Genomic DNA, 13,741 nt, shown 5'->3' on the forward strand with positions numbered 1-13,741 from the left:
GGGGGGCGGGGAGGGGCGGTAGCCGCCACCCCTCCCCGCGCGGCTCAGACGCCGCCGGCCTTCAGCGCGGCCAGGCGGGCCTCGACCTCGAGGGAGTCGGAGTCGGCGTCGAGCTCCTCGAACTGGGCGTCGATCGAGGACGCCGCCAGCTCGGCCCGGCCGGCGGCGCGAGCCTCCTCGCGGCGGACCTTCTCCTCGAAGCGGGAGACCTCGCTGGTCGGGTCCATGAGGTCGATGCCCCTGACCGCCTCGTGCATGCGGTTCTGCGCCTCGGCGACCTTGGCGCGCGAGGCGAGCTGGTCGCGCTTGGTGCGCAGGTCGGAGAGCTTGCCGCGCATGCCCTCCAGGCCCTTCTTCAGCTTGGCCACGACCTCGGTCTGGGCCGCGATCTGCGGCTCGAAGCCGCGCAGCTCGGCCTCGGCGGCGATCTGGCGCTGCAGCGCGACCTTCGCGAGGTTGTCGAAGCGGTCGGCCTCGGCGGGGGTGCCGGCCGAGCGCAGGTCGTCGGCGCGGCGGCTGGCGGCGAGCGCCTTGCCGCCCCACTCCGACGCCGTCTGCCGGGCCTCCGCGGCGTCGGCCTCGAGCAGGCGCAGGTTGCCGATCGTCTGGGCGACCGCCTCCTCGGCCTCGCGGATGCTGCTCGTGTAGTCGCGGACCATCTGGTCGAGCATCAGCTCGGGGTCCTCCGCGGCGTCGATCGCCGCGTTGAGGTTGGCCCGGACCAGCTGCCCGACCCGTCCGAGCAGGGACTGCTGCGCCATGGTCGTCTGTCCTTCCGTCGTTCTCCGGTGGTCGCGGCCGCGCGCGATGGCGCCCGCCGCTCGCCCGCGAGCCTCCCACGACGGCGCCCGCCGGGCCCGGTCCGACCGCCGCGCTCGACGTCCCGTCCAGGGACCTCGCCGACGACCGCCTGGAAAGGGGACCCCACGACGGCACTGCGCCGTCGAAGTGCTGGGGAGAGCGCCTCACGGCGGCACTGTGCCGACACAGTGCGGGGAAGGGCGGCTTCCCGCGGCACTGTGCCGACACAGTGCGGGGAAGGGCGGCTCCCGGCGGCACTGTGTCGACAGAGTGCGGGGAAGGGCGGCTCCCCGCGGCACTGTGTCGACAGAGTGCGGGGAGGGGCGGCGACGGGCGGCACGGGTCGCCGCAGTGCGCCGGGGGTGGGCTAGAAGCGCCCGCCGCCGCCGGAGCCGCCGAAGCCGCCGCCCCCGAATCCGCCGCCGCCACCGCCGCCCCCGAAGCCGCCCCCGAACCCGCCGCCGCCACCGCCTCCGCCGAACCCGCCGCCGAACCCGCCCCCGCCGCGGGAACCGCCCCCGCCGGTCAGGACGGCGCCGAGGATGCCGCCGATGACGGCGGCCTCCATCGACCCGCCCTGGCGACCGCGGTAGCCGCCGCCGTAGCCCCCGCCGTCCCAGGGGCCGCGGCGGTCGAGGTCGTCCTGGACGCGCTGCTGGACGCGCTCGGCGAGGGCGTCGGCGCGGCGGGCCTCGGCCAGCGCCGTCACCGGGTCGGCGTCGGCCGAGCGCTCGGCCCGGTCCAGCGCCTGCTCCGCCTCGCGCAGCAGCGCGCGGGCCTCCTGGCCGACGCCGCCGCGGCGGACGGCGACGACCTGGCGCGCCATGTCGACCTCCGCGCGCGCGGCCACGAGGGCGTGGTCGACGCCGGCCCGGGCGCGGGAGGCGCGCTGGCGCTGCTCGCGCACCGAGGCCAGGGCGCCGTCGAGGGCCTCGTCGGCCTCCTCCAGGCGGCGCAGGGCGGTGAGCGGGTCCTGGCGGCCGGGCTCGCTGGCGGCCTCGGCCTCGGCCACCGCCGTCCGGGCGCGCGCCAGCAGGGGCGCCAGGTCGCGCACGGCGGCGTCGCCCCGGCTGCCCTCGAGCAGGGCCTGGGCCTCGGAGAGGTCCTGCTCGGTCTCCGCGCGGGCGTCGGAGAGGTGGCGCTCGGCCTCCTCCAGCTCCTGCTCGCGCGTGCCGACGGCGTCGAGCAGCTGCCGCGCCCGAGCGGCGGCCTGGTCGGCGCCGCGGGCGGCGAGCGCCGCGCGCCCGGTGTCCCCGGCCTCGACGGCGGCGCGTCCCTCGGCGATCTCCTCCTCGGCCAGGTCGAGCGACGCCTCCGCGTCGTCCGGCGCGCTGCGCACGGCGGTGACGGCCGAGTCGGCGTACTCGCGGTGCATCGCCACCAGGCGCGAGCGCTCCTGCGCCACGCGGGGGCGCAGCGCGGCGACGTCGTCCGCGCGCGCCGTCAGGACGCCGGGGGCCCGGCGTCCCAGGTCGCGCAGCTCGTCGAAGGCGTCGGACTGCTCGTCCAAGGCCGTGTCGGCGCGGCCGCAGCGGTCCACGACCTCCTGCAGGGCGGCCCGGCGCGCCGTCTCGTCGATCTCGAGGCGGTCGCCGTCGGGACCCTCGCCGTCCGCGCGCCGGCGGGCGGCGAAGGCGGCCGCGAGGTCCTGCCGGGCCGCGGCCAGGGTCTGCTCGAAGCGCACCACGGCCTCGTCGCCGAACTCGGCGCGCGCGAACTCGACCTCGGTGGCCGAGGACATGACCGCGTCGTCGACGGCGACCAGGGCCGAGCTGGCCCGGCGCTCCAGCTCCGGCAGCGGCTCGAGCGGCGCCGGAGCGGGTCCGCGGCGGCGCCGGGCGTCCGCGCGCTGCTCGCCCCGGCCCCGCACGAGGGCCACGACGACCGCGACGCCGACCCCGAGGAGCAGCAGGAGGACCAGGAGGCCCAGCCCCGAGCCGCCGGAGCTCGTGCTCGCCCCCGCACCCGGGTCGGTGCTGCTGCTCCCGCCGGCGGCGGCGCCGGCCGACGAGCCGGCCAGGGCGTCGGCGTACGCCTCGACGGCGCCCGCCCAGTCGTCGTCGGCGAGCTCGGTCTCGGCGGCGCTGTTGGCCGCGGCGACGTCGACGTCGGCGTCCACCTGGCTGCCGTACGCGCGGTCGCCCACCGCCACGGCGAGGACGCCGTCGCCGTCGCCGAGCTGGGAGAGCGTGCCCGTCTGCTGCGCCCACTGCTGGCCGCCGAGCCCGTCGAAGCTGTCGACGAAGACGACGAAGAGCTGGACGCCGGTCTCGGCGCGCAGGTCCGCCAGCGCGGCCTCGACCTGCGCCTCCTCGCCGGTGAGCGCGCCGACCTGGTCGGTGACCTGGTCGTCCAGGCGCAGGGGCTCGACCGCCGAGGCGGCCGGGGCCAGGAGCAGCAGCGGTGCGAGCGCCAGCGCGAGAGCGGTGGACGTCGCGGCGGTGGCCCGCCGGCGGCTCACCGGTGTCCCCAGCCGCGCGTGCGCCACGCGTCCGGGCCGAGCGCCGCGACTCCGAGCCGGTGCGCGGGGTCGCCCCACGCCGGGACGACCTCCGGCGCGGGCTCCGGCAGCGAGGAGCCCTGCCGCGCGGCGACGACGGCCACCAGCGCCGCCAGCTCGGCGTCGTCGGGGCGCCCGCGCAGCACGCGCAGCAGCGGGGGAGCGCCCTCCGTCCCGGTCGCCGTCGTCGCCCCGGTGGTCGTCGCCCCGGTGGTCGTCGCCCAGGTGGTCGTCGCCTCGGTGGTCGTCGCCTCGGTGGTCGTCACAGGGGGATGTTCCCGTGCTTCTTCGCGGGGAGCTGCTCGCGCTTGCCGCGCAGCGCCCGCAGGGCCTTGACGACCTCGGCGCGCGTGCGCGAGGGCGCGATGACGGCGTCCACGTAGCCCCGCTCGGCGGCGATGTAGGGGTTGGCCAGGGTGTCCTCGTACTCGGCGACGAGGTCGGCCCGCAGCGCCTCGACGTCCTCGCCGGCCTCGGCGGCGGCCCCGAGGCGGCCCCGGTGGAGGATGTTGGCCGCGCCCTGCGCGCCCATGACGGCGATCTGGGCGGTCGGCCAGGCGAGGTTCACGTCGGCCCCGAGGTGCTTGGAGGCCATGACGAGGTAGGCGCCCCCGTAGGCCTTGCGCGTGATGACGGTGACCATCGGCACGGTCGCCTCGGCGTAGGCGTAGATGAGCTTGGCGCCGCGGCGGATGATGCCGTTCCACTCCTGGTCCGTGCCCGGCAGGAAGCCCGGCACGTCGACCAGGGTCAGCACGGGCACGTTGAAGGCGTCGCAGGTGCGGACGAAGCGGGCGGCCTTCTCGCCGGCGTCGATGTCCAGGCAGCCGGCCAGCTGCATCGGCTGGTTGGCCACGACCCCGACCGCGTGGCCCTCGACCCGCCCGAACCCGCAGATGACGTTGGGGGCGAACAGCTCGGCGACCTCGAGGAAGTCGCCGTCGTCGAGCAGGTGCTCCACCACGCGGTGCATGTCGTAGGGCTCGGACGCCGCGTCGGGAACGAGGACGTCGAGCTCGAGGTCCTCCTCGGTGGTCCGCAGGCCCCGGACGTCCTCCGGCGGCACGACCGGCGCCTCGGCGAGGTTGTTGCTCGGCAGGTGCGCCAGGAGGTCCTTGGCGTACTCGATCGCCGCGTCCTCGTCCGCCGCCAGGTGGTGGGCCGCGCCGCTGCGGGTGTTGTGCGTGAGCGCCCCGCCGAGCTCCTCCATCGTCACGTCCTCGCCCGTGACGGCGCGGATGACGTCGGGGCCCGTGATGAACATCTGCGACGTGCCCTCGACCATCACCGTGAAGTCGGTGAGCGCGGGGGAGTAGACGTGCCCCCCGGCCGCGGCGCCCATGATGAGCGAGACCTGGGGCACGACGCCGGACAGGCGCGTGTTGCGGCGGAAGATCTCCCCGTAGAGGCCGAGCGAGACCACGCCCTCCTGGATGCGCGCGCCGCCGCCCTCGACGATGCCGACGACCGGGCAGCCCGTCTTGAGCGCGTGGTCGAGGACCTTGACGATCTTCTCGCCGTAGACCTCCCCGAGGGAGCCGCCGAAGACCGTCACGTCCTGGCTGAACACGGCCACGGGGCGCCCGTCGACCGTCCCGTAGCCGGTGACGACGCCGTCGCCGGGCGGGCGGCGGCGCTCCTGCCCGAACTGGGTGGAGCGGTGGCGGGCCAGCGCGTCGAGCTCGGTGAAGGAGTCCTCGTCGAGCAGCGCCTCGAGGCGCTCGCGCGCCGTCTTCTTGCCGCGGGCGTGCTGCCGCTCGACCATCCGGGCCGAGCCGGCGTGGACGGCCTCGTCGGAGCGGGCCTCGAGGTCGGCGAGCTTGGCGGCCGTGCCGTGCGGCGCCTCGTCCGGAGGTGGCGCGCTGCTCGTCTCGGCGGCTGCTGCGGACCCTGCTGCGGGCAAAGGAGGCCTCCAGGGGGCGGGCGCGGTGCCGCGGCCGCCCCGGGGGCGGCCGCGACCGGCGGGCGGTGCGCTCCGGGGCTGGTGCGCCTCGAGCACGACGGTCCGCGACTCTAGTGCGCCTACGCTGGACGGGTGAGCAGCGCCGGGCCGTGGGCCGACCTCGCGCGCCCGCCGCTGCGAGCCGGTGCGCTCCGCGCGGCCCTCGAGAGCCCCTCCGGCCCGCTCGGCCGGCTCGTCGTCGAGCCGGAGCTGGCCTCCACGAGCACCGCGCTGGCCGAGCGCGCCCGTGCGCAGCCGCACCGCTGGCCGGACCTGTCGGTGCTCGTCGCCGAGCACCAGACGCAGGGCCGGGGTCGCCGCGGCCGGACCTTCACGACGGCGCCGCGGGCGGCGCTGACCGCCTCCGTCCTGCTGCGAACCCCCGCCGGGTCCGCGCGCCACCTGCCCTGGCTGCCCCTGCTGGCCGGGCTGGCCGTCGTCGAGGAGGTCCGGCGTCGCGCGGGGCTGCAGGCCGTCCTGAAGTGGCCGAACGACGTCCTGGTCCCGCCGCCCTCGGGAGGGGAGTCGCGGCCGGCCAAGGTCTGCGGCGTCCTGGCCGAGGTGCTGCCCCCCGAGCCCGGTGCCGCGGGAGGCGCCGACGAGGGTCCGGTCGTCGTGGTCGGCCTCGGCCTCAACGTCGACGCCCGCGCGCAGGAGCTGCCCGCGGCCGGTGCGACGTCGCTGCGGCTGGCCGGGTCGGCGACGACCGACCGCGACGTCCTGCTGCGCGCGGTCCTGCGCCGCCTCGCCGACCTCTACGGGCGCTGGCGCGAGCTGGGCGGCGCCGGGGACGACGCCGCGGTCGCGCGCGCCCTGGCCGCGCTCACCGACCCCGTCCGCGAGGTCTGCTCGACGCTGGGCGAGCACGTGCGCGTGGAGCTGCCCGGGGGGAGCGCGCTGGAGGGCGTGGCCGAGTCGCTCGACGCCTCCGGGGCGCTCGTCGTGCGCACGCCCGCGGGAGCTCGCGCGGTGACCGCGGGCGACGTCGTGCACCTGCGTCCGCTGACCGCGGCGCCCCCCGCCGGCGAGCGGCGGTGAGCGAGCCCGCGCGCGCGCCCGGCGCGCCGGACCCCGACGGGGTGGACGGCGCGCCCGCTGCCCTGCCGGAGCGGGCCGAGAGGCTCGCCAGGCCCTCCGAGGACGTCGTCGGCCCTCCTGACGACGCCGCCGGCGCGCCGCAGCGGGACGCGCTCGGCAGCGCCGCGCTGGCGGCCGAGCGGGCCCTCCTGGGCGGTGAGCCCACCCTGTCCCGGCGCGAGGTGGCCACCGCGGCGGACGTGCGCCTGCGCGACGCCCGGGCCCTGTGGCGGGCGCTGGGCCTGCCGAACGTCGAGTCCTCCGTGCCGGCCTTCACCCAGCTCGACGTCGACGCCCTCGCGCAGGTGACGCACCTGGTGGAGGAGGTCCGGCTCGGCGAGGAGGTGGCGCTCGAGCTCGCCCGCGCCATCGGCCGGACCATGGACCGGCTCGCGTCCTGGCAGGTGCAGCTGCTGCTGGAGGAGACGGGCCGCGCCGAGGACGTGCCGCCGCTCCTGGTCGCGCTGGTGGAGGACCTGCGCCCGCTGCTCGACTACACCTGGCGGCGGCACCTCGCCTCGGCGCTGGACCAGCTCGCCGCCGACCGCCTCGCGCTCGACACCGCCACCACCGTGCAGCGGACGGTCGGCTTCGCCGACATCGTCGCCTTCACCTCGGTCGCCCGGCGGGTCTCCGAGGCCGAGCTGGCCCGGCTCGTGCAGCGCTTCGAGACCACGGCGGCGGACGTCGTCGCCCGCCACGGCGGCCGCGTCATCACGATGATCGGCGACGAGGTGCTCTTCGCCTGCGCCCCCGGGCGGCCGGCGGCCGGCATCGCCCTCGACCTGGCCGAGGCCATGAGCGACGACGAGCTCCTGCCGCCCGTGCGGGTCGGCGTCGCGACCGGCAAGGTCGTCGCCCGCCTCGGCGACGTCTTCGGCACGCCCGTCAACCGCGCGTCGCGGCTGACGGCCATCGCGCGGCCGGGCACGGTGCTCCTCGACGGCGCCACCGCGCACCCGCTCGTCGGGACGCCGGGGCTCGACCTGCAGCCCCTGCGCGAGCGCGAGCTGCGCGGCCTCGGGCCGGTGCGTCCCTGGCTGCTGCGGCGCGCGGGTCCTGACGGCGAGGCCGGCCCCCTCGAGACCGAGGACCTCGAGGGCGTCGCGGCGCTGAGCGACGACGCAGACCTCGTGCGCCTGGACGGTCTGGGCGACCGGTCGCGCCCCTGAGGCCTGCGCCGCCGGGCGGGTGGGCACGTCCCGCGCGTCGCGCAGGCCCGTCTCGGGCGTGCCGCGAGTGCGACGGAGCTGCCTGAGTGCGACGAGGTCGGCCGCACGCGTCGGCGCACGGCTGCCGCGACGGGTGGTGACGGCACCCACCAGCGCGGGGGCGGGCGTCCTCCGGGGGCACGTGAGGCGAGCGTCTCGAGCGGGGCGCAGGCCCCGCTCGAGCGCGTAGCCAGTGCCCCCGGAGGGCGCCCGGCTCCGCGCACTCGTCCCCGCGGGACGACACCCGCCCCGCTGGCGGGTGACGTCACCACTCGTCGCGGGGCGATGGGCAGCCGCTCGGGCCCGCGTCCCGGGAGCGACTCAGGCCCTCGCCGCGAGGCGCCGCCGCAGGTCCAGCAGCGCCCACCACGTGACGCGCACGACCGCCTCGCCGACGATGGCGGGCCCCATCTTGGAGCGGCCGGCCGCGCGCTCGACGAACGTGATGGGCACCTCGACCACGCGCGCGCCGGCGGTGACGGCGCGCAGCGTGGTCTCCACCTGGAAGCAGTAGCCCGTCGAGCGCATCCGGGCGACGCCGATGCGCGCGAGCAGCGGGGCGCGGAAGGCGCGGAAGCCCGCCGTCGCGTCGCGGACGCCGAGGCGCAGCGCCGCGCCGATGTAGGCGTTGCCGCCCCGGGAGAGCAGGCGCCGGTGCAGGGGCCACCCGCGCGTGCCGCCGCCCTCGACGTAGCGCGAGCCGATGGCGAGGTCGGCGCCGCCCGGGCCGACGGCGCGGAGCAGGGCCGGCAGGCGGTCGGCGGGGTGGGAGAGGTCCGCGTCCATCTCCACGACGACGTCGTAGCGCCGCTCGCGGGCCCACGCGAAGCCGGCGCGGTAGGCGGCGCCGAGGCCGTCCTTGGTCGCCCGTCGCAGCAGGTGGACGCGCGGCTCGGGCCGGGCCGCGACGAGGTCGCCGGTGCCGTCCGGGCTGCCGTCGTCGACGACGAGGACGTCGACGTCCTCGTCGGCGGCCAGCACCCCGTCCAGGAGCGCGCCGATGGTGGCGGCCTCGTCGTAGACGGGGACGACGACGAGCGCCCTCACGCGCCGCGCTCCCGCGCGTCGGGAGCCCCGCCCGTGACGAGCACGCCGCCGTCCGCGGGCGGGCGCGGGGCGTCGCGGAACACGACCGTGCGGTAGGCCACGAAGCGGAACGCGGTGCCGAGCACCAGGCCGACCCCGTTGGCGGCGACGTTGTCCGCCAGCAGGCTGGTGAAGCCCAGGACGTAGTGCGAGACCGCCAGGCACCCGACCGCGATGCCCATCCCCACGACGTTCATGGCGACGAAGAGCACGAGCTCGCGGCGGGTGGACGCGGTGGTGCGGTGCCCCCAGGTCCACCACCTGTTGCCCTGCCACGTCACCGCCGTGGCCACCGCGGTCGAGGCGACCTTGGCCGTCAGGGGGTGGTCGTCGAGCAGGCCGAGCGCCTCGCTGCGCAGCGCGGTGAAGACGGCGACGTCGGTGACGAACCCCGCCCCGCCCACGAGCAGGAACCGCCACAGCTCCTCGGTGAGGCCGCGCGGGTGCCGGCGCAGGACCTCTGGCCAGCTGCGTCGTGCCCGCCTGGGTCCTGGCACGGGGTCCTCCTCCCGCTCGCTCCGGTGCGCGCGGTCGGTCCACGCCGGGCTGCCGACCTCGGCAATCTAGCCGGGGCCGCTGCGCCGTCCCGACCACCCCGTCCTGCGTCGGCACCCGGGGGCCGGGGCTGGAGCCGTCGGCGCGGCGACGACGGCGCGGCCCGGCTCCGCGGCCCGCGACGGGTGCGGGAGGAGCCTCGTCGCGTCGGTAGCCTCCCCGCGTGCACCTCCTCGAGCTGTTCCCGGTGCGGCCGGGCCGCGCCGCTGTCGTGGCCCCGGCAGGCCTCGTGGCCGTGGTGAGCGCCCCGGGCGCGGAGCCGGGGGGTGCGGCGTGAGCCCGTCGGCGCCCGGCGAGCGCACGGGGGCCGGCCCCGGCTTCCCCGTCGTCGCCGTCGTCGGCGGGGGGCAGCTCGCCCGCATGATGCAGCCGGCCGCCGTCGAGCTCGGGGTCGGCCTGCGGGTGCTGGCGACCGCCCTCGACGAGAGCGCGGCGCTCGCGGTGCCGGACGTGCGCCTGGGCGCGCACACCGACCTGGGCGCGCTGCGGTCGGTGGCCGAGGGGGCGGCGGCCCTGACCTTCGACCACGAGCACGTGCCGACCGAGCACCTGCGGGCCCTCGAGGCCGAGGGCGTCCCGGTCCGCCCGGGGCCGGCCGCGCTGGTGCACGCGCAGGACAAGGTCGTGATGCGCCGCCGGCTCACCGACCTCGGCGTGCCGTGCCCGCGCTGGGCCGCGGTGGACGACGTCGAGGCCCTGGTCGCCTTCGGCGAGGACGCCGGCTGGCCGGTCGTGCTCAAGACCCCGCGCGGGGGCTACGACGGCAAGGGCGTCCGCGTCCTGGCCGACCCCGGGGCCGCCCGCGGGGCGCAGGACTGGTTCGACGCCGCCGACGGGCCGCTGCTCGCCGAGGAGCGCGTCGACTTCGCCCGCGAGCTCGCCGTGCTCGTGGCGCGCAGCCCGAGCGGGCAGGTCGCCGCGTGGCCCGTGGTGGAGACGGTCCAGGTCGACGGGGTCTGCAGCCGGGTCACCGCTCCCGCGCCGGGCCTGGACGAGGACCTGGCCGCCGAGGCGACCGGCGCGGCGCTGCGGGTGGCGGGCGAGCTGGGCGTGACCGGCGTCCTCGCGGTCGAGTGCTTCGAGACGGCCGACGGGCGGGTCCTGGTCAACGAGCTGGCCATGCGCCCGCACAACTCCGGCCACTGGACCCAGGACGGCGCGGCCACCTCGCAGTTCGAGCAGCACCTGCGCGCCGTCCTGGACCTGCCGCTGGGGTCCCCGCGGGCGCGGGCGCCGTGGACGGTCATGGTCAACGTGCTCGGCTCGTCCCGACCGGACCGCGCCGCGGAGGACCCGGCGCAGATGTACCGCTCCTACCTGCACGTGATGGCGCGCGACCCGGAGGTCAAGGTGCACCTGTACGGCAAGGGCGTCCGCACCGGGCGCAAGCTCGGCCACGTGACCGCCTGGGGCGAGGACCTCGACGACGTGCGCGCCCGCGCCCAGCACGCCGCCGACTTCGTGGCGGGGGACATCGATGAGTGAGGCGCCCGCGGGGCCCGGACCTCTGGGCGCGGTCGTCGGGGACGGCGACCCCGTCGTCGGCGTCGTCATGGGCTCGGACTCCGACTGGCGCGTCATGGAGGCCGTCTCCACGGCGCTGCGCGAGTTCGACGTCCCCCACGCGGTGGACGTCGTCTCGGCGCACCGGATGCCCGAGCGGATGGTCGACTACGGCCGCGCGGCCGCCGCCCGTGGGCTGCGGGTCGTCGTCGCGGGCGCCGGGGGAGCGGCGCACCTGCCGGGCATGCTCGCGGCGCTGACGCCGCTGCCGGTGATCGGCGTGCCCGTGCCCCTGGCGCACCTGGACGGGATGGACTCGCTGCTCTCGATCGTGCAGATGCCGGCCGGCGTGCCGGTGGCCACGGTGTCGGTCGGCGGGGCGCGCAACGCGGGGCTGCTCGCGGTCCGCGTGCTGGCGGCCGGCGACGACGCCCGCGGGGTGGACCTGCGCGCGCGGATGGCTCGCTTCCAGGACGACCTGCGGGTCGCCGCCGAGGCGAAGGGCGCCGCCCTGCGCGAGGGGCTCGCCGGGGCCTGAGCCCCGGCGGCCGGGCGGCGTCCCGACGGCCCCGGGCGGTCGGGACGCCGCCGGGCGGTCAGACGATGCCGAGCCGCGGCGCCTCGATCGCGGGGCAGGCGTCCATGACGACGTCGAGCCCGGCCTCCCGCGCTCGGGCGGCCGCCGCCTCGTCGACGACGCCCAGCTGCATCCACACCGCCTTCGCGCCGATCGCGATCGCCTGGTCGACGACGGCACCCACGCGCTCGCTGTTGACGAAGCAGTCCACGACGTCGATCGGGCCGTGCTCGTCGGCGGCGGCGAGGTCGGGGAAGCCCCGCTCGCCGTGCACGTCCACGGCGCGCGGGTGGACGGGGACGACCTCGACGCCCAGCTGCTCCTGCAGGAAGCGCGCCACCCCGTAGGCGGGGCGGTCGGTGTTGTCCGACAGCCCGACGACGGCCCAGCGGCCGGGCTCGGTGAGCAGGCGGCGCACGACCTCGGGGTCGTCGGCGGAGGAGGTGGTCGGCTCGGGGCTCATGGGCCCACGGTGCCCGGCAGGGCGGGCCTCGCGCCAGGCGGAGCGCCCCGCACGGGCGGGACCGGTTCCACAACTCTTCGATCACGACGCCTGCGGCGCCGCGCGCGACGTGCTCGGCTCGCCGAGGGGGCAGGGCGCTCCCCAGGAGGAGGTCATCCATGTCCCGCACCACGCGAGCCGTCACCACCGCCGTCGCTGCGCTGGCGCTCTCGGCGGGCGTCGTCCCCGCCGCCCAGGCGGCGGAGACCCCGGCGAACCCGCTGACCGCGACGATCTACTTCCGCGACGGCAAGGTCGCCGACGTCTTCCGGCCCTTCGACCGCGCCTTCTTCGCGGACACGGGAGAGGGCGTCGAGCTCCTCACCTTCCGCGGGGGCCGCTGGACCACGGCGGGCAACCTGCTCCAGAAGTCCTTCGACTTCGGGAGGGCCGGCGACGTCCCCGTCGTCGGTGACTGGGACGGAGACGGACTGGACGAGCCCGGGGTCGTCCGCGGCAACCGCTACTTCCTGGCCTCGGAGGCCGTGGACGGCGGAGGCGCGGTGCGCACCTTCAGCTTCGGCAGCTCGCGGATGCTCCACGGCGTGGCCGGTGACTGGGACGGCGACGGGGTGGAGGAGCCGGTCGCGGTGACGAGTGCGGGCAGGACCGGCCGCTTCTGGTTCGCCACCGAGCAGGTGGACGGCGGGGGGACCCCCTACGCGCGCGACTGGGGGCGGGCCCAGGGGGACGTCGTCGCCGCGGGGGACCTCGACGGCGACGGCGTGGACTCCGTCGTGCTCCAGCGGGCGTCGCAGGACGGGGGCGCGCCGACCTTCTTCGTCTCCGACGGGCCGCCCGCGGCGGGGCTGCGCGCCGACGAGGTGCTGCGCTACGGACGCAGCGGTGACCTGCCCCTGGTCGCGGAGAGCGGTCGCGCCGGCGGCGCCGACCTGCTCGGCGTCGTGCGCGAGCGCTGGTGACCGGCACCCGCTGAGCCCAGCACGTCCGGAGGCCCCTGCGCGGTCGGCCCCGGGGGGGCCTGCGCACCAGCGCTCCCACCCGGTGGCCGGTCGGGCTCCGCGGGCGGGGCGGCCCCGCCCGCGCGGAGCCGTTCCCACAACGTTCTGATCACTTCTCCTGCAGCGCCTCCCGCGACGTGCTTAGTTCGCCGAGGGGGGCAGGGCGCTCCCCAGGAGGAGGTCATCCATGTCCCGCACCACGCGAGCCCTCACCACCGCGGTCGCCGCTGCGCTGGCGCTCTCGGCGGGCGTCGTCCCCGCCGCGCAGGCGGCGGACGAGTCGCTGACGGCGCAGCTGTTCTTCCGCGACGGCACCGTCGTCGACGTCTTCCGGCCGTACGAGCGCCTCTTCATGGCGGACACCGGGCAGGGCGAGGAGCTCCTCACGTTCTACCGGGGTCGGTGGACGGCGGCGGGCGGTGCCTGGGAGCGGTCCTTCAGCTTCGGGCGGCCGGGCGACGTCGCGGTCGTCGGGGACTGGGACGGCGACGGCGTCGACGAGCCGGGCGTCGTGAGGGGCAACCGGTACCACCTGGCCTCGGAGGCCGTGGACGGCGGAGGAGGGGTGCGCAGCTTCACCTTCGGCAGTCCCTCGATGTACCACGGTGCGGTCGGCGACTGGGACGGCGACGGGGTGGACGAGCCGATGGCCGTGACCGGCGCGGGACGGTCGATCCGCTTCTGGTTCGCCACGGAGCAGGCAGACGGCGGTGGGACGCCCTACGCCCGTGACTGGGGGCGGAACCTGGGCGACGGCTTCGCCGTCGGCGACGTCGACGGCGACGGCACGGACTCGATCACGCTCCAGCGGCCCAACCTCAGCGGAGGAGCTCCGACCTTCTACATCTCGACCACCTCACCCCGGGACGGCCTGCGCGCCGACGTGATCCTGAGCTACGGGCGCAACATCGACGCTCCCGTCCTCGCCGACGTCTCCGGCGACGAGAGGGACGAGGTGGGGGTGCTGCGCGAGTACCTCTGGTGAGCCCTTCCGGGACACCGGCCGTGACACGCCGGGCCCCGGT

At 77.5% G+C, this 13,741-nt stretch carries 13 protein-coding genes; 6 read left to right on the top strand and 7 right to left on the bottom strand.

Features of this window, described 5'->3' with window-relative positions:
- Positions 1–44 precede the first annotated feature (44 nt).
- From Q0848_RS02425 to Q0848_RS02440, 4 genes are all read right to left on the bottom strand, one after another.
- Positions 45–761, bottom strand: a complete 717-nt coding sequence (locus tag Q0848_RS02425) for a PspA/IM30 family protein (protein ID WP_299034287.1) — start codon at positions 759–761, stop codon at positions 45–47.
- A gap of 407 nt (positions 762–1,168) precedes the next feature.
- Entirely contained in the window at positions 1,169–3,262 is a 2,094-nt protein-coding gene (locus Q0848_RS02430; RefSeq protein WP_299034289.1) for a TPM domain-containing protein, read from the bottom strand.
- The gene (locus Q0848_RS02435; protein ID WP_299034291.1) at positions 3,259–3,567 is read right to left on the bottom strand and encodes an acyl-CoA carboxylase epsilon subunit; all 309 of its coding nucleotides are present in this window, start codon (positions 3,565–3,567) and stop codon (positions 3,259–3,261) included. The genes Q0848_RS02430 and Q0848_RS02435 overlap by 4 nt, the downstream gene beginning before the upstream one ends.
- Positions 3,564–5,204, bottom strand: coding sequence for an acyl-CoA carboxylase subunit beta (locus Q0848_RS02440; RefSeq protein ID WP_299034293.1), 1,641 nt, complete (start codon positions 5,202–5,204; stop codon positions 3,564–3,566). The genes Q0848_RS02435 and Q0848_RS02440 overlap by 4 nt, the downstream gene beginning before the upstream one ends.
- 132 nt (positions 5,205–5,336) lie before the next feature.
- Here Q0848_RS02440 and Q0848_RS02445 point away from each other — a divergent pair, with 132 nt between their 5' ends.
- Together Q0848_RS02445 and Q0848_RS02450 are read left to right on the top strand one after the other, a co-directional pair.
- Complete coding sequence (locus Q0848_RS02445) at positions 5,337–6,281, top strand: biotin--[acetyl-CoA-carboxylase] ligase (protein ID WP_299034295.1); 945 nt, start codon at positions 5,337–5,339, stop codon at positions 6,279–6,281.
- Positions 6,278–7,492, top strand: a complete 1,215-nt coding sequence (locus Q0848_RS02450) for an adenylate/guanylate cyclase domain-containing protein (RefSeq protein ID WP_299034297.1) — start codon at positions 6,278–6,280, stop codon at positions 7,490–7,492. The genes Q0848_RS02445 and Q0848_RS02450 overlap by 4 nt, the downstream gene beginning before the upstream one ends.
- 360 nt (positions 7,493–7,852) lie before the next feature.
- On the opposite strand, the gene Q0848_RS02455 is transcribed toward Q0848_RS02450, so the two are convergent.
- Together Q0848_RS02455 and Q0848_RS02460 are read right to left on the bottom strand one after the other, a co-directional pair.
- A complete protein-coding gene (locus Q0848_RS02455) occupies positions 7,853–8,578 on the bottom strand; it encodes a polyprenol monophosphomannose synthase (RefSeq protein ID WP_299034300.1) in 726 nt (241 codons plus the stop codon).
- A complete protein-coding gene (locus tag Q0848_RS02460) occupies positions 8,575–9,114 on the bottom strand; it encodes a GtrA family protein (protein ID WP_299034302.1) in 540 nt (179 codons plus the stop codon). The genes Q0848_RS02455 and Q0848_RS02460 overlap by 4 nt, the downstream gene beginning before the upstream one ends.
- Before the next feature lie 331 nt (positions 9,115–9,445).
- Between Q0848_RS02460 and Q0848_RS02465 the strand changes: the two genes are divergently transcribed.
- Together Q0848_RS02465 and purE are read left to right on the top strand one after the other, a co-directional pair.
- Positions 9,446–10,657 carry a 5-(carboxyamino)imidazole ribonucleotide synthase gene (locus Q0848_RS02465; protein ID WP_299034304.1) on the top strand — a complete coding sequence of 404 codons (1,212 nt, stop codon included), beginning with the start codon at positions 9,446–9,448 and terminating at the stop codon, positions 10,655–10,657.
- Positions 10,650–11,213, top strand: a complete 564-nt coding sequence (gene purE, locus Q0848_RS02470) for a 5-(carboxyamino)imidazole ribonucleotide mutase (protein WP_299034306.1) — start codon at positions 10,650–10,652, stop codon at positions 11,211–11,213. The genes Q0848_RS02465 and purE overlap by 8 nt, the downstream gene beginning before the upstream one ends.
- A gap of 58 nt (positions 11,214–11,271) precedes the next feature.
- On the opposite strand, the gene Q0848_RS02475 is transcribed toward purE, so the two are convergent.
- Positions 11,272–11,715 (bottom strand): CoA-binding protein, encoded by a 444-nt coding sequence (locus Q0848_RS02475; protein ID WP_299034308.1) that lies wholly within the window; start codon positions 11,713–11,715, stop codon positions 11,272–11,274.
- 158 nt (positions 11,716–11,873) lie between these two features.
- On the opposite strand from Q0848_RS02475, the gene Q0848_RS02480 reads away from it, so the two are divergent.
- Together Q0848_RS02480 and Q0848_RS02485 are read left to right on the top strand one after the other, a co-directional pair.
- Complete coding sequence (locus Q0848_RS02480; RefSeq protein WP_299034309.1) at positions 11,874–12,677, top strand: hypothetical protein; 804 nt, start codon at positions 11,874–11,876, stop codon at positions 12,675–12,677.
- Between the two features lie 226 nt (positions 12,678–12,903).
- The gene (locus Q0848_RS02485; protein ID WP_299034311.1) at positions 12,904–13,701 is read left to right on the top strand and encodes a hypothetical protein; all 798 of its coding nucleotides are present in this window, start codon (positions 12,904–12,906) and stop codon (positions 13,699–13,701) included.
- Positions 13,702–13,741 lie beyond the last annotated feature (40 nt).

This window comes from uncultured Pseudokineococcus sp., assembly GCF_947495735.1.
GTDB lineage: Bacteria > Actinomycetota > Actinomycetes > Actinomycetales > Quadrisphaeraceae > Pseudokineococcus.

What these genes read in the sequence shown, in the direction of transcription:
- Q0848_RS02425 (WP_299034287.1), bottom strand. Translation starts at nt 761, where the DNA reads ATGGCGCAGCAGTCCCTGCTCGGACGGGTCGGGCAGCTGGTCCGGGCC.
- purE (WP_299034306.1), top strand. Translation starts at nt 10,650, where the DNA reads ATGAGTGAGGCGCCCGCGGGGCCCGGACCTCTGGGCGCGGTCGTCGGG.
- Q0848_RS02475 (WP_299034308.1), bottom strand. Translation starts at nt 11,715, where the DNA reads ATGAGCCCCGAGCCGACCACCTCCTCCGCCGACGACCCCGAGGTCGTG.
- Q0848_RS02480 (WP_299034309.1), top strand. Translation starts at nt 11,874, where the DNA reads ATGTCCCGCACCACGCGAGCCGTCACCACCGCCGTCGCTGCGCTGGCG.
- Q0848_RS02485 (WP_299034311.1), top strand. Translation starts at nt 12,904, where the DNA reads ATGTCCCGCACCACGCGAGCCCTCACCACCGCGGTCGCCGCTGCGCTG.